The 24308-nt window shown below is 44.0% G+C and carries 22 protein-coding genes, 1 tRNA gene and 2 pseudogenes; 4 read left to right on the top strand and 21 right to left on the bottom strand.

What is annotated here, in order from left to right; all coding sequences use genetic code 11:
• The 3 genes and pseudogenes from Xsto_RS12615 to Xsto_RS21440 form a co-directional block, all read right to left on the bottom strand.
• Positions 1–895: pseudogene (locus Xsto_RS12615) on the bottom strand (primase-helicase zinc-binding domain-containing protein); the annotation flags it as partial.
• Positions 889–1089: a hypothetical protein gene (locus Xsto_RS12620; RefSeq protein WP_244590395.1), complete on the bottom strand. Its 201-nt coding sequence runs from the start codon at positions 1087–1089 to the stop codon at positions 889–891. The pseudogene Xsto_RS12615 and the gene Xsto_RS12620, both read right to left, overlap by 7 nt.
• A 56-nt stretch (positions 1090–1145) precedes the next feature.
• A complete protein-coding gene (locus Xsto_RS21440; protein WP_169926645.1) occupies positions 1146–1337 on the bottom strand; it encodes a hypothetical protein in 192 nt (63 codons plus the stop codon).
• A gap of 190 nt (positions 1338–1527) precedes the next feature.
• On the opposite strand from Xsto_RS21440, the gene Xsto_RS21445 reads away from it, so the two are divergent.
• On the top strand, positions 1528–1839 hold the full coding sequence (locus Xsto_RS21445) for a YlcI/YnfO family protein (protein ID WP_169926646.1): 312 nt from the start codon (positions 1528–1530) through the stop codon (positions 1837–1839).
• A gap of 214 nt (positions 1840–2053) precedes the next feature.
• Here Xsto_RS21445 and Xsto_RS12630 read toward each other — a convergent pair whose 3' ends face one another.
• The 10 genes and pseudogenes from Xsto_RS12630 to xerD all read right to left on the bottom strand — a co-directional run bounded on the left by Xsto_RS12630 (position 2054) and on the right by xerD (position 12572).
• Positions 2054–2986 carry a hypothetical protein gene (locus Xsto_RS12630; RefSeq protein ID WP_099125278.1) on the bottom strand — a complete coding sequence of 311 codons (933 nt, stop codon included), beginning with the start codon at positions 2984–2986 and terminating at the stop codon, positions 2054–2056.
• An 86-nt stretch (positions 2987–3072) separates the two neighbouring features.
• Entirely contained in the window at positions 3073–3288 is a 216-nt protein-coding gene (locus Xsto_RS12635; RefSeq protein ID WP_099125279.1) for a helix-turn-helix transcriptional regulator, read from the bottom strand.
• Positions 3289–3763: 475 nt separating this feature from the next.
• Complete coding sequence (locus Xsto_RS12640; RefSeq protein WP_141554508.1) at positions 3764–4489, bottom strand: hypothetical protein; 726 nt, start codon at positions 4487–4489, stop codon at positions 3764–3766.
• 143 nt (positions 4490–4632) lie between these two features.
• Positions 4633–5847 (bottom strand): annotated as a pseudogene (locus Xsto_RS12645) (tyrosine-type recombinase/integrase).
• Between the two features lie 170 nt (positions 5848–6017).
• Positions 6018–6091, bottom strand: a tRNA-Gly gene (locus Xsto_RS12650).
• Between the two features lie 172 nt (positions 6092–6263).
• Entirely contained in the window at positions 6264–7778 is a 1515-nt protein-coding gene (gene lysS / locus Xsto_RS12655) for a lysine--tRNA ligase (RefSeq protein WP_099111374.1), read from the bottom strand.
• A gap of 9 nt (positions 7779–7787) precedes the next feature.
• Positions 7788–8886 (bottom strand): peptide chain release factor 2 gene (gene prfB, locus Xsto_RS12660; protein WP_099111375.1). Its coding sequence is split into 2 segments (ribosomal slippage): positions 7788–8810 and positions 8812–8886, totalling 1098 coding nucleotides; the frame shifts between segments, so codons are not numbered across the junction.
• A gap of 214 nt (positions 8887–9100) precedes the next feature.
• Positions 9101–10834, bottom strand: a complete 1734-nt coding sequence (recJ, locus tag Xsto_RS12665) for a single-stranded-DNA-specific exonuclease RecJ (RefSeq protein WP_099125281.1) — start codon at positions 10832–10834, stop codon at positions 9101–9103.
• 83 nt (positions 10835–10917) lie between these two features.
• Positions 10918–11619, bottom strand: coding sequence for a bifunctional protein-disulfide isomerase/oxidoreductase DsbC (gene dsbC / locus Xsto_RS12670; protein WP_099111377.1), 702 nt, complete (start codon positions 11617–11619; stop codon positions 10918–10920).
• A gap of 74 nt (positions 11620–11693) precedes the next feature.
• The gene (xerD, locus tag Xsto_RS12675; RefSeq protein WP_169926647.1) at positions 11694–12572 is read right to left on the bottom strand and encodes a site-specific tyrosine recombinase XerD; all 879 of its coding nucleotides are present in this window, start codon (positions 12570–12572) and stop codon (positions 11694–11696) included.
• Between the two features lie 169 nt (positions 12573–12741).
• Between xerD and fldB the strand changes: the two genes are divergently transcribed.
• On the top strand, positions 12742–13260 hold the full coding sequence (gene fldB, locus Xsto_RS12680) for a flavodoxin FldB (RefSeq protein ID WP_099111413.1): 519 nt from the start codon (positions 12742–12744) through the stop codon (positions 13258–13260).
• Positions 13261–13303: 43 nt separating this feature from the next.
• Here the strand turns inward: fldB and Xsto_RS12685 are convergent, their stop codons facing one another.
• Both Xsto_RS12685 and sdhE read right to left on the bottom strand, forming a co-directional pair.
• Positions 13304–13744: a protein YgfX gene (locus Xsto_RS12685; RefSeq protein ID WP_244590396.1), complete on the bottom strand. Its 441-nt coding sequence runs from the start codon at positions 13742–13744 to the stop codon at positions 13304–13306.
• Positions 13725–13991: an FAD assembly factor SdhE gene (sdhE, locus tag Xsto_RS12690; protein ID WP_099111378.1), complete on the bottom strand. Its 267-nt coding sequence runs from the start codon at positions 13989–13991 to the stop codon at positions 13725–13727. The genes Xsto_RS12685 and sdhE overlap by 20 nt, the downstream gene beginning before the upstream one ends.
• Before the next feature lie 395 nt (positions 13992–14386).
• Here sdhE and ygfZ point away from each other — a divergent pair, with 395 nt between their 5' ends.
• Positions 14387–15385, top strand: coding sequence for a tRNA-modifying protein YgfZ (ygfZ, locus tag Xsto_RS12695; RefSeq protein WP_099125283.1), 999 nt, complete (start codon positions 14387–14389; stop codon positions 15383–15385).
• Positions 15386–15400: 15 nt separating this feature from the next.
• Positions 15401–16009, top strand: a complete 609-nt coding sequence (locus Xsto_RS12700) for an HD domain-containing protein (protein ID WP_099125284.1) — start codon at positions 15401–15403, stop codon at positions 16007–16009.
• Between the two features lie 74 nt (positions 16010–16083).
• On the opposite strand, the gene Xsto_RS12705 is transcribed toward Xsto_RS12700, so the two are convergent.
• From Xsto_RS12705 to ubiH, 6 genes are all read right to left on the bottom strand, one after another.
• Complete coding sequence (locus Xsto_RS12705) at positions 16084–16815, bottom strand: type 1 glutamine amidotransferase (RefSeq protein WP_099125285.1); 732 nt, start codon at positions 16813–16815, stop codon at positions 16084–16086.
• A 130-nt stretch (positions 16816–16945) separates the two neighbouring features.
• Complete coding sequence (gcvP, locus tag Xsto_RS12710; protein WP_099125286.1) at positions 16946–19822, bottom strand: aminomethyl-transferring glycine dehydrogenase; 2877 nt, start codon at positions 19820–19822, stop codon at positions 16946–16948.
• A gap of 91 nt (positions 19823–19913) precedes the next feature.
• On the bottom strand, positions 19914–20306 hold the full coding sequence (gene gcvH, locus Xsto_RS12715; protein ID WP_099125287.1) for a glycine cleavage system protein GcvH: 393 nt from the start codon (positions 20304–20306) through the stop codon (positions 19914–19916).
• 48 nt (positions 20307–20354) lie between these two features.
• Entirely contained in the window at positions 20355–21452 is a 1098-nt protein-coding gene (gene gcvT / locus Xsto_RS12720; RefSeq protein WP_099125288.1) for a glycine cleavage system aminomethyltransferase GcvT, read from the bottom strand.
• 369 nt (positions 21453–21821) lie between these two features.
• Positions 21822–23054 (bottom strand): FAD-dependent 2-octaprenylphenol hydroxylase, encoded by a 1233-nt coding sequence (gene ubiI / locus Xsto_RS12725; RefSeq protein ID WP_099125289.1) that lies wholly within the window; start codon positions 23052–23054, stop codon positions 21822–21824.
• 24 nt (positions 23055–23078) lie between these two features.
• Positions 23079–24269, bottom strand: a complete 1191-nt coding sequence (gene ubiH / locus Xsto_RS12730; protein ID WP_099125290.1) for a 2-octaprenyl-6-methoxyphenyl hydroxylase — start codon at positions 24267–24269, stop codon at positions 23079–23081.
• Between the last annotated feature and the right edge of the window lie 39 nt (positions 24270–24308).

The following is a 24308-nucleotide window of genomic DNA, read 5'->3' on the forward strand; positions in this document are numbered from 1 at the left end:
CCCTCTTTTCGGGCTTGAGTGAACGGTATTAACGGATCACGCTCTTTTGCCCGGTGTTCGTCCAGATTAATGACGACTGATTTTGGTACTGACATATTCGCTTCCACCTGATACAACCCTTTACTGAATGCCTGCTTTGCTGACTCAATACCGTGCTGCTGGCGATAATCGTCCCAGTCAGCCTTGCTTGTTTAGCCACCGTCGGTAAATTGCCTTCATCAATCGCCGCCAGTACCACACCATCATGTAACTGACTGACCGTTAAAGCGGTTGCATAGCCCTCCGTAATGATGATCGTGTCTGGTGTTCCGATTACAGGTGATAAGGGGATAAAACTCCCCTTTTTCTGCGTACCAGAGACAAGACGTTTTTCACCCTTCGGCTTGATGATTTGAGCACCGGTGATCGTGTTGTCCAGTATCTGAGTGACCAGTAACAACGAACCGTCGTTCAGTAGCTTCTGATCGGGGCATGGCAGCCCCTTTTTGGCCAGATAATCAGATTGTCCGGTAGTAGCCTGAGCCACCAGCTTGTTCACTTTTTCAGCTATCGGAGGAGCCTCTGATTTTGGCGCCTCCTTTCTGGCAGGTTGGGGTTCAGGCAATGGCAGTAATAAAGCCTCAGAAACCACCTTAGCCGCTTCGATTACCGTGATACCTTTAGCTTTCGAGAGTAAATCAAAACCGTCTCCGTGGTTCGGGTGTTCACACTGGCGACAATGCCAATTACCGTCCCCGTGGTCGTCTATAAAGTGAAAGCGATCATTCCCGCCACAGATAGGGCAAGCACCATGCTTACCCTTTGCAGGAACGTCCACACCACAGGCAGACAGCAAACCTTGCCACTGATTTTGCGCTACCGCTTTCACCGAACGAATATCAATATGACTTACCATTTCGGGAATCCCTCGCGGTGATGGAGTTCAAACTGAGCATTTTGTTCTGTGTCGTTCAGCGCTTCGGCGATCCTCGGCAAATACATCAATGCCTCACCGATACGGCGTAAATCTTCCCTTGCCTGACGATTGTCATAGCTTTCATTATCAACTGACCAGAACGCCATCTCCCCCATTGCCGACATTGCCGCCATCACGCTGCTCAATGCCCCTTCGGAGTTTTTACGCAGATCTTTGAGTTCTTCGGTGCTCATGGCGTCGAAATTAGTACGTACCAAATGGTTATCAGAGAGGGAATACCTGCCAATAGACGGGCTTCACCTTCACTGTCTGCCAGTACCGTGATAAGGCACACCGGATGAATATCCACCAGTCGCTGAGTGCCTGATGCAATTAGGAATGTAAATTTAAGGCGAGTTTGGTTATGCTGTGGTGTATCCATAGCGTAAGTCTCCTTTACGTTTTTGGTTAGAGGCCCAGTTAGTGTTCGCGCACTACTGGGCTTCGCTGTTTGTATACCTTGAGCTCTCAAGGTGTGTTTCGAATTATACTTATAAGAAACACACGTTAAGGCTTTTTGTATTTCTTTTTTTGTGTATAATGAAACACACCAACCGTAAGGAGTTTCATTAATGCCAACACCAAACAAAAATGCAAAGTCACAATTAACTACTGTTCGTGTACCGCATGATGTAATGGAGGGAATGGAAGCAGCAAAACAAGATAATGAAAGCAATGCTGGGTTCATTATTACTGCGATGCGTGGAGAAATAGCTCGCCGCCAAAGTGAGGGCAACTGTAAAGACCCACTACTCTCATCCCTTGATGCGCTTGCTCGTATCGAAGAAATCGGTACAAAAGCCAATGAAGAGATAAGATTACTCATTAGTGTTGCGCAGGAAGAACTCCAGCAGCGCAAAGCCAAAGCATCATCTGAGCAATAACCAACTAATTGATTTATCTCATGATGGAAAGAGCCATCATCCCAAAGGGTAGTATTCGCCGTGCTATCCTTTTCTTTTTGTGCTCCACTATCGGAGTTACCGATATTCACTCGGTTCAAAAACAATGATTGATTTCTAACTACATCTCTTAAAGATATGTGGTTCTGAGATTGAGGACTCCTTAACCTCAAGGAGTCACCAGACATGATGACCATCACACTACCTCTCGCAGCTCTATTCCTTTTGCCGTGTACCCCTGAACCCGAACACCCTCAACACGGTGGCGTTTCTTTGTCAGAAAGCGAATGTGATCGGCATAGACGTAGAGCCACTGACCGTCTACAGCAATGCGTTCGAAGGTTTTGATTGGTCGTTTTGCATACTGGACAAATGGAGTTAACTTATTGTTTTTAAGCTTTTCTTTTGTGCGCACCTCTTTGATGCTTCTTTCATTGTGTCGATAAATCCAGACATCATTTATTTTTCCTGTAATCTGACGGGTACGAACTTTGACATAACCCAAACGGCGCATAAGTTTGCTGAATTCGGCATCATTGCGGATTAATCTGCTCAGATACTCCAGCGGTTCACGCTTCCAGCCTTTCGCCTGATAGCACTTTGCCAGTTCATGATGATGTTGCTTATTGAGAATGGTGTATTTATCTGGCTGGTTCGGATTGCGGTATAAAACCCAGTTATCCACGGCTTTTTTCCGCTGTGCCTGGTCAATCAGTAACGCGAACGTCGCTAAAGCTGTGCCATTTTTACGCGTGTGATATTCAGAACTGATTGAAGTGATGATGTTCAGGGCGTAGCTATCAATGTCTTTTAGCTGGACAAATCCATAATAGTTACCACTATTCAAATGATTAATTGTGCGTACCTCTGAATGATATTCAAAGGATTGCTTATCCTTGCCTGTCAGCCCGGTATCACTCTTTGCATCGTGAACTGATACACCTGAATTAAGCCAAACCAACCCCTGACCGTTATGACGCAGCCCTAGATCAGTCAGTGTGCAAATACCCTTGTTAATCGATGACCAGTCACCGGAAATAACTGCTTTGCGGATATTTAAAATATCATTCTGGCTGTTTTCAGTGTGAGCGAGTTCCTGACCATTTAAGGCCATATTTTTAGATGTCATCGTTTTACCCTGTCTTAATTAATTTGATTTTCGGCTATAGGGGTTATTTGTATTGTCTATTGTGGGTTGGAATATAGAGCATTTCATCACATCACCTCGCCACGAGATTCAGCAATACGTTGTGATATCCAGTCATCTATTTCTGATTCAATAAAAGCGACTGAGCGAGTGCCAATCTTGACTTGCTTAGGAAATTTATTATCTGCAATGAGTCTGTAGATCCACGCTTTACCGTAGCCCGTTCTGCGCTGAACTTCGGGTAGACGGATAAGGTTTTCTTTAGGTATTGTGATTGCTGGCATGTAGCCCTCCTGTTATCTAGCCCTTAAGATATTATGGTGGACGTTGTTTGATTTCAGGACATGCTATGCTAATTTGCTTGAACAAGGAATGACACATTAATTTGAATATATTCATTAATATGTCATGTTAATAACTCGTCCCATAAGAAAGTATAGAGCCATGACAAAAGTAGGTTATTTTCTTCCTGTTTTTGTCCTTTATAAGTTTTCCAGCTCATACTTAAATTTATGTATCAATAAGTTTCTTCTACTAGAAAGCGGGTTTACATATTGCCCTCCTCTCTTATAGGTGCGTGTAAAGTAACGCTGTGATATCTCTAACTCTTTTATTTTATTTTTATTCACATTTATAATTTCGTTGTAATAAATTAAAGAGTTATCCTCTTTCTCCTTACTCTCCTTTGTCTTTTTTACAATTCTAGATATTGTTCTTGGTCAATATAATTATTTAAAATGGGTGATGCTGACATTAGTGTTAATACCCTTGCAATGTTATTTTTTTATAGAGCAATAGAGATTTTGCAATTTCAGAAAGAAGGATTCTTTCTCTTTTTGTTTCATCATCTCTTTTGGTTATTAATTCATTTTTAAGTGTGTTTATTTTGGATTCTATGACAATAGGATTTAAGTTACTGCTTCCATTGATAATGTTATGATAATCCTCATCAGTATCTGAGGATAAAATCCAATGTGTATTTAGTTTTAATACTTCTTCAAGTTTTTCTTTATATTCTTCTAAAAAAGCTATTTTCCTTCCAAGATAACCAGTTAAATCAAATCCTGCCAAGGATGCAGCGAAACGCAGCACTATTAAACATAATAATCTTATATCATTAATTTGCTTAAATTCGTAGCTATCAAAATATCTCTTTTTAGATAGTTCATTGGATAAAAAAGAAAGACTATACTCGTAAAAATTTACATTGGAGTTATATTCTACGCCAAGCAATTCAAGTGCTCTATTAATAGATATTGTGGATATGAAATCATTAATAATCTTATTTGATTCATTAATTTTCATATCAAATGCAAACTTTTCTAAAATCTTCTCACATTTTTTTGCTGATTCCATTTTATCATCAATGGAATCGCTGCTTACTGTGCGAGAAGCTAACATGCACAATCTTATATCCCGGTAAAACCGAAGAATTTCCCTTGTATGATAATAAATTAAATCAAAATCAACCGATTTAATATCCACACGTCACCTCACGCCCTCTATTAGCAGGAGCTATGCCAGTTCGTAGAGGTGTACGGGTTTTCGGTGATCAGCCTAGGCATAGCTTTATTCTTTAACATCTTGGATAGTCTACTAAAGTCGATTTATCCTGTCTATTTATCCAGTTACGCACGTTTACCAAATTTGCCATGTATCACATTTTCACCTCGTTCTAATGCTTCCATATAGTCGGCGTACCATTGAAGCATCTCCCTGCGACCATCCAGATATTGAGCATGGTTATATGTGCCTCGAATGCTGTTCTTATCAACGTGAGCAAGTTGTGTTTCAATCCACTCAGACGGGTATCCTTGTTCATGTAAAATTGTGCTCATGGTATGGTGGAAACCATGTCCCGTTGCTCGCCCCATATAACCAATGCGTCTGATTAATACATTTAATGCCATTTCACTCATTGGCTGGGATTGTTTTATCCTACCCGGAAAAACATATGTTCCTTGGCCTGTAATTGGTTTTAGCTGTTCTAAAATATCAATCGCCTGAGTTGATAATGGGACAATATGAGGACGACGCATTTTCATTTTTTCAGCAGATATTTCCCATTGAGCTTTATGAAAATCAATCTCTGACCATTCAGCCTTGCGTAATTCACCGGGGTGCACGCCTGTTATAATTTGTAATCGCATTCCCATCTTTACAATGAAACTACCTGTATAAGTATTTAATACTTTGTAGAACTGTGGCAATTCATCAACAAGTAAAAATGGATAATGTTCTTTTTTGTGTGGAACAAAAGCTGAGACTAAATCAGGTGCAGGATTATATTCAGCTCGCCCTGTGACTATTGCATAGCGCCATACTTCTCCACAGCGTTGACGAACTTTTCTAAGTTTTTCAGTCGCTCCCCGATCATTCAATAGAGATAAAACAGCCATAAGTTCCATTGGCTTAATTTCAGCAATAGGTCTGTTACCTATGTAGGGGAAAACATCTTTTTCAAATGTTTCCATCATTTCTACTAAATAAGAAGCTGATCATCGGTCTTTTCGTTTTTCGTACCATTCACGCGTTATATTTTCAAAGGTGTTTTCTATCAAATTAGCCGCTGATATTTTCTCTGATTTTCGTACATCGCTGGGATTAATACCGCCAGCAACTAATTTTCGTGCCTCATCGCGTTTTGTTCTGGCTTCAGCGAGAGACACTATCGGATATATACCAAAAGAGATCATTTTGGGTTTTCCACCAAACCGATAACGAAAACGCCAACCTTTTGCTCCATTTGGTTCTATAAGTATCGATAATCCATTTCCGTCATTCAATGTATAGGGCTTTTCTTTCGGCTTAGAGCGCCGTATTTCAATATCAGTCAGTGGCATTGTGTATAGCTCCGTAGAAATGAGAATATCCTATACATATTACTATACACAATTTCGTATAGATTTAGATTTAGGAAGACGACACTAGACTAAGCGAGAGTCATATCAGTGTGTAACGCTTGATTTTACTGGGGTTAGTAGACTTTTACAGACGGTGAGAGATGTTAACTTGGAGCGAGTGAAGGGAATCGAACCCTCGTCGTAGGCTTGGGAAGCCTCTGCTCTACCATTGAGCTACACCCGCATTAGCGATATGACGCAGCCAAATATATACCTCTTACCGAATATCAGCAACTGCTTATCAATTAAAGGCGGTTCAATTTTTCATTCAACTACATCAATTTATCTTATTGGATAAAAATACGCCCTACTCAGTTATATGTGCAGGGCGTATTATAGGTTTTAATCAAAAATGATTATTTATTCGGACGCATAGCCGGGAACAGGATCACGTCACGGATGGTATGGCTGTCAGTGAACAGCATCACCATACGATCGATACCGATGCCCAGACCTGCTGTTGGTGGCATGCCGTGTTCCAATGCAGTGACGTAGTCATCATCGTAGAACATCGCTTCGTCGTCACCTTCGTCTTTCTGACGAACCTGCTCAGCAAAACGTTCAGCCTGATCTTCTGCATCGTTCAGCTCGGAGAAACCGTTACCAATTTCACGTCCGCCAATGAAGAATTCAAAACGATCAGTAATGAATGGATTATCATCATTACGACGTGCCAACGGAGAAACTTCTGCCGGATATTCAGTAATGAATGTTGGCTGGATTAAGTGGCTTTCTGCGGTCTCTTCAAAAATTTCGCACTGAATACGACCCAATCCCCAGCTTTTATCAACTTCAATACCAATAGATTCAGCGATAACCACTGCTTTATCCATATCATCCAGATCTGCCATGTTGGTTTCCGGGCGATATTTGCAGATTGCTTCTTTCATGGTCATTTTGACGAAAGGTTTGCCAAAATCGAACTCTTGTTCGCCGTATTTGACCAAAGTCGTTCCCAGTACATCCTGAGTCAAGGTACGGAACAGTTCTTCAGTCAGAACGATCAGATCCTGATAATCCGCATAAGCCATGTAGAGTTCCATCATGGTGAACTCTGGGTTATGACGTGGAGAAATACCTTCGTTACGGAAGTTGCGGTTGATTTCAAACACGCGTTCAAAACCACCAACCACCAGGCGTTTCAGATAAAGCTCTGGTGCAATACGCAGATACATGTCGATATCCAGCGCATTGTGGTGAGTAGTGAATGGACGTGCACTCGCCCCACCCGGGATAGCCTGCATCATTGGCGTTTCGACTTCCATGAAGTCTTTACTGACCATGAAATTACGCAGTGCAGCCATAACGCGGGAACGGATCTGGAATGTCTTGCGCGATTCATCATTGGAGATCAGATCCAGATAACGCTGACGATAACGCGTTTCCTGATCCGCTAGGCCGTGGAATTTATCCGGCAATGGACGCAATGCCTTAGTCAGCAGACGCAACTCACTACAGTGGATAGAAAGCTCACCCGTTTTGGTTTTAAACAACTTACCGCGTGCGCCTAAAATGTCACCCAAATCCCATTTTTTGAACTGCTCGTTATAGATGCCTTCCGGCAGATCATCACGAGAAACGTAGATCTGAATACGACCGCCCATATCCTGCAAGGTCGCAAAAGAGGCCTTGCCCATGATACGGCGGGTCATCATACGACCAGCAACAGTGACTTCAACATTCAGTGCTTCCAGCTCTTCCTGCGTCTTATCATCGTATTTTGCATGCAGATCTTCAGAAATATTTTCACGACGAAAATCATTCGGGAATGCGATACCGTTACTACGCAGTGTAACCAGTTTCTCACGGCGTGTTTTCAGTTCGTTATTTAAGTCAGGAGCCTGCTCAGCCCCCTGCTGTTGTTGCGACATTTTAGTTCCTCATAGGCCAGCTTTTAAGCTTGCTTCAATGAATTTGTCCAAATCACCATCCAGCACCGATTGCGTATTACGGGTTTCAACACCTGTACGCAGGTCTTTAATGCGGGAATCATCTAAAACGTAAGAGCGGATTTGGCTACCCCAGCCGATATCCGATTTGTTCTCTTCCATTACCTGTTTATCAGCATTTTTCTTTTGCATTTCCAGCTCATACAGTTTGGCTTTCAACTGTTTCATCGCCTGATCTTTGTTTTTATGCTGAGAACGATCATTCTGACACTGAGTGACAATGCCTGTCGGTTCGTGGGTAATGCGCACCGCAGATTCGGTTTTGTTGACATGCTGACCACCAGCACCAGAAGCACGATATACATCAATACGCAAATCAGCAGGATTAATTTCAATATCAATGTCATCATCAACTTCAGGGTAAATAAAGGCAGAGCTGAATGATGTATGGCGACGACCGCCGGAATCAAACGGGCTTTTACGTACCAAGCGATGTACACCTGTTTCAGTACGCAGCCAGCCGTAAGCATACTCACCGATGATTTTGATGGTAGCGGATTTCAAACCGGCTACATCACCATCAGATTCTTCGATAATTTCAGTCTTGAAACCCTTGGAATCGGCCCAGCGCAGATACATACGCATCAGCATGCTAGCCCAGTCCTGTGCTTCTGTACCACCAGAGCCAGCCTGTAGATCCAGATAACAGTTCGCGTTGTCATACTCGCCTGAGAACATACGGCGGAATTCAAGCTGACCCAGTTTTTCTTCCAGTTGTTCCAATTCAGCTATTGCTTCATTGAAAGTCTCTTCATCATCAGCTTCAACGGCCAGCTCCAGCAAGCCGCTCACATCTTCCAGTCCCTGTTCAAGCTGATCAATCGTTTCAACGATGCCTTCCAATGATGAACGTTCTTTGCCTAACGCCTGTGCCCGCTCCGGCTCATTCCAGACATCAGGCTGCTCTAATTCAGCATTAACTTCTTCTAAACGTTCTTTCTTGGCATCATAGTCAAAGATACCCCCTCAGAACTGCTGTCCGCTCAGACAGGTTCTGAATCTGGTTTTTTACCGGATTAATTTCAAACATATTTCGTGTCTTATACGTTGTGGTTTATAAAAACGATGGTTTTTATAGAAAGATGACCATAGAGATTGTCGAACCGTGCATTGTAACGGATCTGACACAGGGTTTATAGCATTTCAATTGATTTGCCACATAATCAAACCTGATTATGTGGCAATGGATTCAGGTTTTGTCTTATCATTTCGGCGATGTAATCCGAGCAATCACTCTGGCTTATTTAACAGGGCCAGATGTGCTGGATCAAAAGCTGAACATCACGATTACCACGAAACTCATTAATATCCAGTTTATAAGCCAATTCAACCGTTTTGACGCTATTATCAGGCCAGTACTTGGTGTCAATGTTAAAAGCAATACCATCCAGCATTGGCCCTCCGTTTAATGGCTCAATCATGACTTTCAGATGCTTTTCACCCACAATCCGCTGTTGCAACAGCCTGAATTTTCCGTCAAATACCGGCTCAGAAAATGCCTGCCCCCAAGGGCCACCATCCCGAAGAACCTCTGCGATCTCCAGTGATAGTTCTCCCAGCGTCAGCTCACCATCGCTCCAGACAACGCCTTCTAGCTGTGCTATATCCAGCCACTCAGCGACCAAGGCAGAGAAATGGCGCTGAAACAATTCAAATTTATCCTGCTCTAACGATAATCCGGCAGCCATTGCATGACCACCAAATTTCAGCATTAATCCGGGATATAAAGTATCAAGGCGCTCAAGAGCATCGCGCATATGCAGCCCATTGATTGAACGGCCTGAACCTTTCAGTGTGCCATCACCCGCCGGAGCAAAAGCAATCACTGGCCGATGAAAGCGTTCTTTGATGCGAGATGCCAGAATGCCGACTACTCCCTGATGCCACTCTGGATGATAAATAGCCAGCCCATAAGGTAATTCGGTATGAGTGCGCTCAATCTGGTCACAAATTTGCAAGGCTTCCTGCTGCATTCCTTGCTCGATTTCGCACCGTGTCTGGTTCAGGCCATCCAGTTCACAGGCAATCTGCCGGGCCTGAGCCATATTGTCAGTTAATAACAGCGTGACCCCAACGGACATATCATCCAGCCGTCCTGCGGCATTTAACCGTGGCCCAAGGGAAAATCCCAAATCACTGGCTGATAATTTTGCTGCTTCCCGTTTAGAAATTTCCAGCAATGCCCGGATACCGGCACAACAGCGCCCGGCACGGATCCGATTCAATCCCTGATACACCAAAATGCGATTATTGGTATCAAGCGGAACAACATCAGCTACTGTTCCCAGAGCAACCAGATCAAGCAGTTCCGCCAGATTGGGCAAAGGAATACCCTGTTGTTCAAACCACGATATTTTACGTAATTCGGCCCTGAGAGCTGACATCAGATAAAAAGCGACACCGACACCTGCCAGCGCTTTTGAAGGGAAGGAGCAATCCGTCAGATTCGGGTTAACAATGGCATCTGCGGTTGGCAACGTTTCTCCCGGCAAATGGTGATCTGTAACGATCACTTTAAGCCCGTGCTGATGGGCAACCATGACACCATCATGGGAAGAGATCCCATTATCCACGGTGATGATCAGATCTGCGCCTCTTTTCACAACATCGTTTACAACCTGCACACTCAAGCCATAGCCATCTTCAAAGCGATTAGGCACAAAGTAATCCAGATCCCGATACCCCATTGCACGTAATGCCCGAATGCTTAATGCGGTACTGGTCGCGCCGTCAGCATCAAAATCACCAACAATAACAATGCGCCAACGTTGCTGTAATGCTTCAACAAGCAGAGAAACAGCCCTGTCTATACCACTGAGGGACTGATAATTGAGTAATCCTTTAGCACCGCGTTCTAACTCATCAGCCTGACGTATGCCTCGTGTGACATAAAGACGGCGTAATAGTGGATGGATACTATCAGGAAGGAGACTATCATCCGCCGCTGGACGGCGGCGGAGCTGTGTTTTTCTATTCACTGGATTAATTCATCACTGGATTTTAATGATTACTGAGTTTAATTCACCGCGTATTATTTGCTTACAGCAAGATACTCTAGTGATTATTCACCATGCTGTGCCAATGCCTTAGCTAAATCTTTTGGCGGTAAAAAACCACTAATCAGAGTACCGTCTTTGAGTACAATTGCCGGTGTTCCATTGATGCCAAACTGTAAACCCAGCTCGTAATGCTTAGCGATATCCTTTTTACAGCTCTCAATAGGTGAAATTTTATCCCCTTTGAAAGCAGCATCCAGTGCTTTGTTAGCTTTCGCACTGCACCAGATTGATTGCATATCTTTAGCTGACTGGTGTTCCAGACCGTGACGCGGGAATGCCAGATAACGGACCGTAATTCCTTCGTCGTTATATTCCTTCATATTTTCATGCAGCTTACGGCAGTAACCACAAGTGATATCTGTAAACACCGTGACGACATATTTTTCTTTCGGTGCTTTATAAATAATCATCTGACCTTTCAGGGCTTCCAGTTTTTCCACCAGTGATTTATTGACAATTTGCTTTGGAATTTTGCTGCTGATGTCGTAAAGCGGGCCCTGAAACATATAATGACCATCGTTGGATAGATAAATCGTTCCATGCTGAGTTAAAACACTACTTACACCAGCAATCCCTGATGGGCTAATACTTTCTGCTTTGAGGCCCATATTTGATAATGACTGATTAATCATACTATTATCAGCAAATGCATTACCGGTAAAAGCAGTAAGTATTAAGGAAAGACAAAACGCAATCTTTTTCATTTTTTGTTCCTTTTTCATCCTGCTTCGCAATTTCTCCACAAATAACGTCCGTTGAGCCGCTATTTATAAATGAGTTATCCGCGAGGATGATGTTGTTGGTGCAGCACTTTGAGACGCTCAGTTGCCACATGAGTATAAATTTGCGTTGTGGAGAGATCACTGTGACCCAGTAACATCTGCACAACCCGTAAGTCAGCGCCATGATTAATTAAATGTGTTGCAAAAGCATGACGTAAAACGTGGGGAGATAAACGTTCCGAATCAATGCCAGCCAATACTGCATAATGCTTGATCCGGTGCCAGAAGGTCTGGCGCGTCATCTGTGTCCCACGTTTACTGGGAAAAAATACATCGGATACTATGCCATTCAGCAGCCACGGACGTCCATATTCAAGATATTGTTCCAGCCAGTACAGTGCTTCTTCCCCCAGAGGAACTAACCTTTCTTTGTTCCCTTTCCCCACTATTCTGACAACTCCCTGACGCAAACTCACATCTGATAATGTCAGCCCGACTAATTCGGATACCCGTAAACCACAAGCATAAAGCACTTCAAGCATTGCCTTATCCCGTAACTCTATCGGTTGGTCACTCGAAGGCGTATTCAGCAAATTTTCAACCTGTTTTTCGCTTAAATCTTTCGGCAAGCGCTTAGGTAATTTAGGGGCAGATAAAAATACAGTAGGATCATCCGCCCGAATGTTTTCACGATAAAGATACTGAAATAATCTGCGCATTGCACTTAACAAACGCGCTGAACTACTGGCTTTATAACCGCCATCTACCCGCTCAGCCAAAAATGATTGTAATTCAATAGACTGAACAGAAAGTAAATCATAGCCCCCTTGAACTAACCAGTTATTCAGACACTGTAAATCCAGCCGATAAGAAGCAAGTGTATTCTCTGCCAGATCCTTTTCCAGCCAGATCGCATCCAAAAATTGCTCTATCAGAGGATCAGGTAACGGGCTTTGTTCCGGTACATCATTTTTTGATAAGTCATGTTTTTTTGGCACAAGCCCTCCTTTGTATCCGTGCTTTCCGGTCAGCTATTATGCCTGAAAAAGCAATTCTTCTGTTACAATGCCTCTTCTGATATTAAAAATTCACTGATAATTAATGATGAAAATTGGTCTATTTTACGGTTCTACCACTTGCTACACTGAAATGGTAGCAGAAAAAATACGCGATATTCTTGGTGAAGATCTGATTGATCTGCATAACGTCAAAGATTGTGACCCTCAATTGATGGAAGAGTATTCTGTCTTAATTCTCGGTATGCCTACATGGGATTTCGGTGAAATACAGGAAGACTGGCTGGCTATTTGGGATCAACTTCCATCACTGGATTTATCAGGCAAAATTGTTGCTATGTATGGTATGGGTGATCAAATTGATTATAGTGAATGGTTTCTGGATGCGCTGGGAATGCTGTATCACCATCTGCTGCCTACTGGCGCACAGTTTATTGGTTTCTGGCCAACTGAAGGCTATGAATTCACCAGCCCAAAACCACTGACTGATGATGGCAAACAGTTTGTCGGCCTTGCTCTGGATGATGTGAACCAGTTTGAAGAAACCGATGAACGTCTGAGTCAGTGGTGTATGCAGATATTAGCAGAGATGGAAGCGCTATTTTAATATACGAAGTCCACCGGACATAAGATTAGTTATTCTTTATTGGTTATGTATCGGGATATTGACGCATCAGCTGGTTGAGATAGCGCCACATTTGCGGTGGCATACTGTCTGATGCCACCCATAGACGAATTGCGGGCTTATGATGAAAGCCTTTCGGTTGCTCAAGCGCGCGCAGTGAAAGCATCATTCCATAGCGGCTAAACCACGGCGGCTGAGTCATTTCCCACCTTGCATTTTGCCAATGTACTTTATTGCCCTTCAACAGTATCAATTGCCCCTGACACTGTTGAATATTTTTCTGACTTCGTACCCAACTCACCATAATCATGGCAAGGATTGGGATAGCAAACACTGAAAACCCGAAATAAAGGTTTTTAGCAGACCACGGTGCGAATAAAGCAGCCAGCGCAATCATTCCATGTACACAGGAAGAGAACCATCGCGTCTGGCGGGATAACCTCAGTTTACTGTTCCACAGGGCCACGAGCCTGATTTCTGCTTTGGATCAATTGCACCATACCGAAAAGCGCTTCATCTTCCGGACGACCATGATTCATCAGCCAGTTGAACAGATCAGGATCCGGACATTCCAGCAAACGAACAAAAATATGCTTTTCATCGTCACTTAAAGAATCATATTCATATTCAAAAAATGGCATGATAGAAATATCCAGCTCACGCATTCCACGACGACATGCCCAGTGAATACGCGCTTTATTGTTAATATCCATGTTTAAAAAGCCTCTTGATTATTTTCATTCGTGCCATTGGTGCGGTAAAGCTTTTACTCGATTGCTGCAAAGAACCTCTACCACAAGAAATTACTGTTGCCTCTGCAAAAACAACGGTTGTAAGAATAGAGTGAAAGGTTAACAAGTTTACCGTTATTACAAAAATGATCACGATTGCAAAATTTTACATTCAGGCATAATTATCAGCGATTCCATACTGTTTTTCACTATTTACAGCCCTGGATTCTGTTTTATATCTACAATATGCGAGAGGCTTCGCAACAGGTTAACAATAAACATTCAACAGAAAAATAACCGGAATAACCCCTTTGCATTGGGCTTCATCTCTTTTACCATTAACGTTATTTCTCAGATAGCTTATGGCAGGAGCTGTTATGGCTTACCAAATTCCGTTTTCTGCACAATCCCCATCGCCTTCCGCAACGCTCCCACTCACGTTAATTTCCCTTGATGATTGGGCAATAGTGACCGCAATCGGAGCTGATGCCGAAAAATATCTGCAAGGTCAGGTAACTGCGGATATTCATTCTCTGGATGCAAATCAGCATGTGTTATGCGCACACTGTGATGCCAAAGGCAAGATGTGGAGTAATCTGCGGCTGTTTCATCGCGGAGAAGGTTTTGCCTATATCGGACGTCGTTCCATATTGGATACTCAACTGGCTGAATTGAAGAAATATGCTGTATTTTCTAAAGTCACCTTCGCCAAAGATGAAGAAAGTATCTTACTTGGTATCGCAGGTTCAGGAAGCAGGGAAACACTGGCAACATTTTTTCCAGTACTGCCTGATACAGAAACAGCCGTTATCCAGCATGAAACCACAACCCTTCTCCACTTCTCTCTTCCAACAGAACGCTTTCTTCTCATAACAGATAGTGCAACCGCAACTCAATTAACCGAAACGTTAGTAGAGAAATTTCAGGCACAGATGAACAATAGCCCACAATGGCTGGCGCTGGAAATTGAAGCGGGGTTCCCTGTTATTGATGACGCTAACAGTGCGCAATTTATTCCGCAGGCCACCAATCTTCAGGCTCTTGAAGGCAGTATCAATTTCCAGAAAGGGTGTTATACCGGTCAGGAAATGGTAGCCCGGGCTAAATATCGCGGAGCTAATAAGCGAGCCATGTATTGGCTGGCTGGTAACGCTTCTTGCCTGCCTGTGGCTGGTGATGATTTGGAGTGGCAGTTAGGTGATACATGGCGCAGGACCGGTACAGTTCTCGCTTCAGCCAGATTGGTCGATGATTCAGTCTGGATACAAGTCGTCATGAATAATGATATGGAGGCAGGCAGCGTATTCCGCGTCCGTGAGGATGAACACTCCTCCCTTTCTATACAGGCATTACCCTATTCATTGGAAGAAAAATAATAATTGAGGTCTTTTATGTCAAAAACTGTAACCGCTGTTGATTTTGGGCCATTTACCGATGTCATTTCCTTTATCATGGAACTGGACAAGTTAAAAAATGTATACCGCAAAACAAAGATCCTGAATAATGAACGTCATGAAAACTCTGCGGAGCATAGCTGGCACTTTGCACTGGCAGTTATCAGTTTTGCTCCCTATGCCGGCAATGTAAATATCAGCCGTGTCATTCAGATGGCTCTGATCCACGATATTGTCGAAATCGATGCAGGGGATGTTATCGCGTTTGACTTGGCAGCCCGTGAAGCCATTCACGAGCAAGAAGTACAGGCTGCTAAACGTATTTTCGGTTTACTGCCGGAATCACAAAGAGATCATTTTCTGGCACTCTGGCACGAATACGAAGACGGAGAAACACCGGAAGCATGCTTTGCTAAAATGCTCGACAGAGTTATGCCGGTGTTGATGAACCTGCATAACAACGGTCAAAGCTGGGTGGAAAACGGTATTTGTTTTGAGCAAGCCTTTAATTTACTCAGTTTCATTTCTGAGAGTTATCCTGAATTCTGGAAATATTTACTGCCACAGTTAGAAGCAGCAAGAGAGAAAGGCTGGTTAAAAGAGTAATTGTTTATTATAACAAATAATTAAATGCTTCAATTGCACCGTAATATGCGGTGCAATTTTATAAGCGATGCTTTTTATCTGTATGAATTCATCATTAGATATTGTTCAGTCAGCTTATCGAGAAAAACAAATAATTTATTATTCATTTCACTATAATCATGAGTGCGTAATACTTCTGGTGTCTGAACAAATTTATATTCATTCGCTTTACTCAGTTCTTTTTCTGAGTTTTGGATAAGTAGCTCAACCACCTCTGTGGTCAGCTCCATATGGCACTGGAAAGCATAAACCAGATGTTGATATTCAATAATCTGTCTGGGGCAACCTTCACTAAAAGCGATAACTTTTGCATCTGGCGTTAAACCCGGCATGTCACCATGCCAATGCCCTACTTCAAGCATTTCACCAAAATGGCTAAATTTGTTATTTTTCAAACCCTCTTCAGTGAGCATAATTGGATACTTACCAATTTCTTTTTCAGGGCTATTTTCAAAACCTGCGCCCAGTGCTGCGCCGATTAATTGCGCACCAAGACAAACACCAATAACAGCTTTATTTGATGAAATGGATTTTAAAATAAGCTGTTTCTCTGATGCCGTATCAAAATGTGGACACTCAGCGAGTGTAGTTGCCGGGCTTTGTGGTCCACCCATCACTATCAGAAAATCAATATCATCCAGTGAATCCGGTAACTTTTCCCCAAGATAAACCCGTGAAAATGTGGTTTGGTATCCCCTCGCCTTAGCCCAGTCTTCATATGCTCCCGGTGCTTCAAAATACTCATGTACAACAAAATGAATTCGCATTACGTTATTGCCTTAGAAAAAGAGTGAAACTATTTCTTGTAAATCTAAAATCAGGTAAATCTAAAAAAGCAGTATGAGACTCCTCTCAATACTGCTTTTATCTTTTTAACTTAATAAAGTTATATCGATATTAACGATAATCTTCGATGGGGGCGCAGGAACAATGCAGATTTCGGTCACCATAAACATCGTCCAGACGTTTTACTGTCGGCCAGTATTTATTTTCTTTTGTCTCTATGGTTGGGAAAACGGCAACTTCACGGCTATACGCGTGCTCCCAGTCAGAAACCAGCTCAGCCTGAACGTGCGGTGCATTCACCAGCGGGTTATCTTCCAGTGGCCAATCACCTTTTGCTACTTTGTTGATTTCTTCACGAATTGCCAGCATGGCATTAATGAAGCGATCAATTTCCATTTTGCTTTCAGATTCAGTTGGCTCAACCATCAGAGTTCCCGCAACAGGGAATGACATAGTTGGTGCATGGAAACCATAGTCAATCAAGCGCTTGGCGATGTCCATTTCACTGATACCGAACTCTTCTTTCAATGGGCGAATATCCAGAATACATTCGTGAGCAACATAACCATCACGACCGGTATAGAGGATGTCATAAGCCCCTTTCAGACGAGCAGCAATATAATTTGCATTCAGGATCGCAACCTGACTGGCCTGTTTCAGACCTTTTGCACCCATCATACGAATGTACATCCAGCTAATCGGCAGAATAGACGCACTACCAAATGGCGCTGCGGATACTGCTCCCTGCGAGGTTAATGAATCCATTTCCACCACTGAGTGCCCCGGAAGGAACGGTGCAAGATGTTTTTTCACACCAATTGGCCCCATGCCCGGCCCGCCACCACCGTGTGGAATGCAGAAGGTTTTATGCAGGTTAAGGTGTGAGACATCAGCACCGATAAAGCCCGGCGTAGTGATCCCTACCTGAGCGTTCATATTTGCGCCATCAAGGTAAACCTGCCCGCCATTTTGGTGAATGATGTCACAAACTTGGCGAATTGTTTCTTCGTATACACCGTGGGTTGATGGGTAAGTCACCATGATACAAGCTAGTTCATCACGATGTTTTTCGGCTTTTTCCCGCAGGTCAGTCAGATCGATATTGCCATCTTTATCACAATCGACCACAACCACGGTCATGCCAGCCATGTGTGCGGATGCCGGGTTTGTACCATGTGCAGAGCTTGGGATCAGGCAGATATGACGGTGTTGCTCGCCACGGCTGGCATAGTAATGGCGAATAGCCAGTAGACCGGCATATTCTCCCTGAGCACCTGAGTTTGGCTGCATAGATACGGCATCATAACCCGTCAGCAATACCAGCCAGTTGGAGAGCTGGTTAATTAATTGCTGATAGCCCTGTGCCTGTTCTGGAGGGCAGAAAGGGTGCAGATCCGTAAATTCAGGCCATGTGATTGGCATAATTTCGGCGGCTGCGTTCAATTTCATTGTGCATGAACCCAACGGGATCATTGCTTGGTTCAATGCCAGATCTTTACGTTCCAGACTGTGCAGATAGCGCATCATATCTGTTTCACTGTGATAACGGCGGAAGTTATCATGGATCAGAATTTCATCATTACGCAACATTGAAACCGGAACAGACTGGCTGCCTTCTGAAATTTCAAGATCAATTGCATCAACATCTAATACCGTTTCAGTGCCAGTTAAAACCTGAAACAAGGTTATCAAATCTTCACGACTGGTTTTTTCACTTAATGACACACCAATTGCACCAAGAATATCTGTACGCAAATTGATGTGTGCTTTTTCAGCACGTGTCAATACTGGTGTCTTATCGGTGACCTCTACCGTCAATGTATCGAACCACGTATTGTGGCGCAGGGTTAAACCCGCTTTTTGCAGAGCTGATGCTAAAATATCAGTCAGTCGGTGAATACGCTCTGCTATTCTTTTCAGACCTTCGGCACCATGATAAACCGCATACATACCAGCAATATTTGCCAGTAATACCTGCGATGTACAAATATTGGAGTTCGCCTTTTCACGACGAATATGTTGCTCACGTGTCTGCATCGCCATACGTAATGCCCGGTTTCCGGCAGCATCACGGGAAACGCCAATAATTCGGCCAGGCATTGAACGTTTGTATTCATCACGGCAGGCAAAGAACGCGGCATATGGGCCACCGTAACCCATCGGAACACCAAAACGCTGCGCTGATCCAAAGACAATATCAGCACCCTGCTTACCCGGTGCTGTCAGCATGACCAATGCCATGATATCAGCAGCAACGCTGACAATAATTTTTTGCTGTTTCAGTTTTGTAATGAGATCACTGTAATCATGGACTTCACCGGTAGTACCTACCTGTTGCAGCAGAACACCAAAGATGCCTTCCAGTTCCAGGACTTTTTCTGCTTTATCAACAATGACATCAAATCCAAATGTCGCCGCTCGTGTACGAACCACATCCAGTGTCTGCGGGTGAATATCATCAGCAACAAAGAAACGCTCAGCATTTTTCAGTTTGCTGACACGTTTTGCCATTGCCATTGATTCCGCCGCCGCAGTAGCTTCATCCAATAGTGATGCTGAAGCGAGATCTAATCCGGTTAGATCGATGGTGACTTGCTGAAAATTCAGCAGGGCTTCCAGTCTCCCCTGAGAAACTTCCGGTTGGTATGGTGTATATGCAGTATACCAACCCGGGTTTTCCAGCAGGTTACGCAGGATGACTGGTGGGAGAATTGAAGGAGCATATCCCATACCAATATAAGACTGGTAACGCTTGTTCTGACCTGCAATTGCCTTCAGTTCAGCCAGTGCTTGTTGTTCTGTCGCACCATCTCCTACTGCTGGTGGTTCTGCCAGTGCGATATCACGGGGAACAATTTTATTAGTGAGATCGTCAAGGGAGCTTGCATCTACCATTGCCAACATTTCTTTTTGCTGTCCGGCAGAAGAACCAATGTGGCGACGAATGAATTCACCTTGATTTTCAAGTTGGATTAGAGTCTGGGTCATTGATAATAATTTCCTGAAACTAGCTAAAAACGGCACATATGAAAAACGCCCCGCTCACGGTATAGTTCCAGTGGTGCGGGGCGATAAATGCTTACTCTTCTTCTTCCAGTAATGCCCGATAACCGTCTGCATCAAGCAGGTCGGACAATTTACTTTCATCAGTCACCTTGATGCGGAACAACCAGCCATCATAATAAGGCTCGCTGTTTACTAATTCTGGCGAACCTTCCAGAGCCGGGTTAACAGCAATGACTTCACCACTCAGTGGTGCGTAAATATCAGAAGCAGCTTTAACTGATTCAACCACAGCACAATCATCACCAACATTTACCTGCGTTCCGATTTCAGGTAAGTCAATGAACACCATATCGCCCAACAACTGCTGGGCATGTTCGGTAATACCCACGGTGTATTCGCCGTTTCCTTCAGAACGAACCCACTCGTGTGACTCGGTATATTTTAATTCAACGGGTACATGACTCATCGGTTCCATCTCCTTATTTTTTTATTAATTAAAATGTTGCGACCAAAATTATCCTACAAGCGATTTACCCATCCGCACAAAGCCCGGTTTCACAACCTGAACTGGCATCTCACGATTACGGATCTGGACAACCGCCTGCTTTCCAACCCCTCGCGGTATCCGTGCAAGGGCAATACTGAATCCTAATGTAGGGGAGAATGTTCCACTGGTAATAGCACCAAAATGTGTTGCACCCGTTTCATCTGTAAAACCAACCGTTAACCCACTGCGCAATACACCTTTCTCACGCATGATTAATCCGACTAGTTGTTCTGTTCCGATTTCACGTTGTTTTAACAGGGCTTCGCGGCCAATAAACTGGCGATATTCCGGCTCCCATGCGATTGTCCATCCCATGTTAGCTGCCAATGGAGAGATGGATTCATCCATTTCCTGACCATAAAGGTTCATTCCGGCTTCAAGACGCAGTGTATCCCGCGCGCCCAATCCTGCCGGTTTGACGCCTTCTTTCAGTAATTGTTGCCAAAAATCAGCAGCCTGTTCCTGAGGCATGGCTATTTCATATCCGGCCTCACCGGTATAACCGGTAGTTGCAATAAATAAATCACCGGTCTGCACACAAAAAAATGGCTTCATACCTGTAATGGCTTGTTTTTGTTCATCACTGAACAAAGATTGAACTTTAGATTGTGCGTTCGGGCCCTGCACCGCAATGAGCGCCAAATCATCACGCACGGTGATCTCAACAGGATATTTTTCAGCATGCTGTTTTATCCATGCTAAGTCTTTCTCGCGTGTTGCTGAGTTAACAACCATGCGATAAAAATCGTTTGTGAAAAAATAGACAATCAGGTCATCAATAACGCCGCCGGAAGCATTCAGCATACCGGTATAGAGTGCCTTACCTTTTTCAGTCAGTTTGGCAACATCATTTGCCAGAAGATAGCGGAGAAAATCACGGCAGCCAGTACCGTGTAAGTCCACGATGGTCATATGGGAAACATCGAACATACCAGCGTCAGTGCGCACCGAGTGATGCTCGTCGATTTGTGAGCCGTAGTGAAGGGGCATCATCCAGCCATGAAAATCGACCATGCGCGCTCCGCATGCCAGATGCTGCTCATACAATGGGGTGTGTTTTGACATTATTTCCCTCTTTCCATTCTTGACATGAAGATGTTCTTGATCTGAGTAAATACGGCGTATTAACCGACAAATATTGGATCATGAAGCAGAGAAACGGTTAACAGCGCAAACGATACCTTGGACTAGAAGTTATCACTGAAAAGGGAAATGAACCATAGGATAAATTATTAACACTGTAGTGATAGCTTCAAAAATGCTTCACTATCATGCAGGATTTTTTTCTAATTTATTGTGGAAGGACGCTAAAAACTGGCAGTAAAATACAAAATATATACTTTTTTTATTAGAAACAGACTAAAGCGCAAAGCAATTTGACTGAATACACTTTAGCCTGATATAAAAAAAACTAATCCCAAATTGAAGGCGGCATTAGAATTTTTCAACTGAATGGGGCTGAGTCATCAACCAATCCGGTAGATCATGAAGGCCCATTGCATGGCGGAGTAACTGTGGTTTTACTCCGGGTAAATGGTCAGCCATAGCCAGCCCTACATCACGAACCAGCTTTTTGACAGGGTTATTTCCATCAAACAGTTGGCGAAAACCCTGCATACCAGCCAACATAACAGCCGCACTGTGTTTACGACGACGCTCATAACGGCCAAGATAGAGATATTGCCCGATATCTTTGCCCTCCTGATTCAGTCGGTTAAGTTCACCAATCAGCTCTGCTACATCCATAAACCCCAAATTGACTCCCTGACCGGCTAACGGATGGATCGTATGTGCTGCATCCCCTAGTAAAGCTAACCGATGGGCCGCAAAATTACGCGCATAACGCCCCATCAAAGGAATGGTTTGCCGCTCACTAACCAGCTTGCATTGCCCCAGACGCATATCAAAGGTAGCACTCAACTGTCGGTTGAATAACTCAGTATCCATTGCCTTGCGCTGTTTTGCTGCTTCAGCGGGTAGCGACCAGACAATAGAGCATAAATGTGGATCAGACAGTGGCAGAAAAGCAAGAATGCCATTCCCGTGGAAGACCTGACGGGCAACGCTTTGATGGGGTTCCGCTGTATGAATGGTAGCGACCAGTGCATGATGTTCATAATCCCAGAATGTCAGTGGAATATCCGCATGCTGACGCAACCATGAGTGAGCACCATCTGCACCAACCACCAACCGTGAAGTCAGCATGCTTTCATCAGACAGAGTAATAAAGGCTTCATTTTCTCCCCATGCAACATTTTTCAGCGAAACAGGAGAGTACACTGTGATGTCAGATAAACTTTCAGCCTGTTCCCACAACGCTTGCCTGATCACTCGGTTTTCGATGATATGCCCAAGGTGACTCAGACCATTTTCTGCTGCACTGAACTGAATACGCCCAAAACTATCCAGATCCCAGACTTCCATTCCCTGATAAGGGCTGGCGCGCATTGCCAGTATCCTCTGCCAGACGCCAAGATGAGTTAATAATCTTTCACTGGCAGCATTGATGGCAGAAACACGCAGCGTATGCTCATCATTGGTATGAAATTTACCGGTTGGCGGGTGTTCTTCAACAATCGCGATACGCAAGCCGCTACCCTGTAAACCACAGGCCAGCGCAAGGCCAACCATTCCGCCTCCTGCGATCACCACATCAAATGACTGCATGTTTTTATTTCCTCTTAATCTGACTTACTCTGCCGTTGAATGATGCTTGACCCACCCGAGTGTCTGGCGAGCCAGTGTTCCTTTCGTCAATGGCAACATTTCCATCGCCATCAGTCCGAGATTTCTCCCGGCCTTCAACGGAAAATAATCATTGGCAAACAACCTGACCAATCCATCAGTAATACCAATTGTTACTTCTCGATCAACATCCCGTTGCTGCCGATAACGAGCCAGAACGTTATAAGAACCAATATCTAGCCCTTCAATCGCAGCTTCAGAAATCACCTGAGCCAGCGCCATAACATCACGCATACCTAGGTTAAAACCTTGCCCTGCAATCGGATGCAGCGTTTGCGATGAGTTACCTACCAGTGCCAGACGATGACTAATCTGCTGCCCGGCAGTGGATAAAGCCAACGGATAACTGTGTCGCTGGCCTGTTGCCAACATTTTACCCAGTCGCCAGCCAAACGCTTTCTGTAATTGTTGAAGAAATTCGCTATCTTCCCACTGACTGATTTCCGATAGTTTTTCCGATGGATGGCACCAAACCAGTGAACTGCGCCCTTCAGACATTGGCAGCAATGCTAACGGGCCATGCTTGGTAAACCGCTCAAACGCCCGTCCCTGAGGATTTTCAGATGTCAGAACATTGGCAATAATGGCCGCCTGACCATAATCTTGTCGTTGCCACGGAATATGACAGGCACTGGCCACAGCGGACTGGCTTCCGTCTGCGGCTACCAGCAGTTTTCCCGTCAGTTTTTCACCGTTATCCAAAGTAATGGAGACAGAAGAGTCGAAACGCTCAACAGAACTCACTTTCGCCGGACAGTAAAGCCGGATATTCGGTGCCTGTTTTAATAAACCAAATAAACGACTTCCGGCATTGTGCAATTCAATCACATTGCCCAATGCCGGAATGTTATAGTCATCGGCTCGGATATTCACAAAACCGCTATGGCCGCGATCACTGACATGAACGTGAGTAATTGGCGTCACACAATCTTTCAGGGCAGACCAGATGCCTATCTGGTTTAAACGCTGACATGTGCCATAAGCTAAGGCAATTGCCCTTGCATCAAAACCCGGATGTTCCTGTGCCGGCTCTGCTGCTTCAATTAAAGAAACCTGCAACTGCCCCCGACTTAAAGCAGAAATGGCAAGCGCCAGTGTTGCACCGGCCATTCCTCCTCCTACGATAATCACGCTCATTATCACTTCCTGATTACTTTCCCCTTCGTTTTTCAAACT

Source organism: Xenorhabdus stockiae (genome assembly GCF_002632825.1).
Lineage (GTDB): Bacteria > Pseudomonadota > Gammaproteobacteria > Enterobacterales > Enterobacteriaceae > Xenorhabdus > Xenorhabdus stockiae.

Bases quoted from the DNA above. Each gene is read 5' to 3' on its own strand.
- Xsto_RS12620 (WP_244590395.1), bottom strand. From the start codon at position 1,089: ATGGCGGCAATGTCGGCAATGGGGGAGATGGCGTTCTGGTCAGTTGAT.
- Xsto_RS21440 (WP_169926645.1), bottom strand. From the start codon at position 1,337: ATGGATACACCACAGCATAACCAAACTCGCCTTAAATTTACATTCCTA.
- Xsto_RS21445 (WP_169926646.1), top strand. From the start codon at position 1,528: ATGCCAACACCAAACAAAAATGCAAAGTCACAATTAACTACTGTTCGT.
- Xsto_RS12630 (WP_099125278.1), bottom strand. From the start codon at position 2,986: ATGACATCTAAAAATATGGCCTTAAATGGTCAGGAACTCGCTCACACT.
- Xsto_RS12635 (WP_099125279.1), bottom strand. From the start codon at position 3,288: ATGCCAGCAATCACAATACCTAAAGAAAACCTTATCCGTCTACCCGAA.
- lysS (WP_099111374.1), bottom strand. From the start codon at position 7,778: ATGTCGCAACAACAGCAGGGGGCTGAGCAGGCTCCTGACTTAAATAAC.
- dsbC (WP_099111377.1), bottom strand. From the start codon at position 11,619: ATGAAAAAGATTGCGTTTTGTCTTTCCTTAATACTTACTGCTTTTACC.
- fldB (WP_099111413.1), top strand. From the start codon at position 12,742: ATGAAAATTGGTCTATTTTACGGTTCTACCACTTGCTACACTGAAATG.
- sdhE (WP_099111378.1), bottom strand. From the start codon at position 13,991: ATGGATATTAACAATAAAGCGCGTATTCACTGGGCATGTCGTCGTGGA.
- ygfZ (WP_099125283.1), top strand. From the start codon at position 14,387: ATGGCTTACCAAATTCCGTTTTCTGCACAATCCCCATCGCCTTCCGCA.
- Xsto_RS12700 (WP_099125284.1), top strand. From the start codon at position 15,401: ATGTCAAAAACTGTAACCGCTGTTGATTTTGGGCCATTTACCGATGTC.
- Xsto_RS12705 (WP_099125285.1), bottom strand. From the start codon at position 16,815: ATGCGAATTCATTTTGTTGTACATGAGTATTTTGAAGCACCGGGAGCA.
- gcvP (WP_099125286.1), bottom strand. From the start codon at position 19,822: ATGACCCAGACTCTAATCCAACTTGAAAATCAAGGTGAATTCATTCGT.
- gcvH (WP_099125287.1), bottom strand. From the start codon at position 20,306: ATGAGTCATGTACCCGTTGAATTAAAATATACCGAGTCACACGAGTGG.
- gcvT (WP_099125288.1), bottom strand. From the start codon at position 21,452: ATGTCAAAACACACCCCATTGTATGAGCAGCATCTGGCATGCGGAGCG.
- ubiI (WP_099125289.1), bottom strand. From the start codon at position 23,054: ATGCAGTCATTTGATGTGGTGATCGCAGGAGGCGGAATGGTTGGCCTT.
- ubiH (WP_099125290.1), bottom strand. From the start codon at position 24,269: ATGAGCGTGATTATCGTAGGAGGAGGAATGGCCGGTGCAACACTGGCG.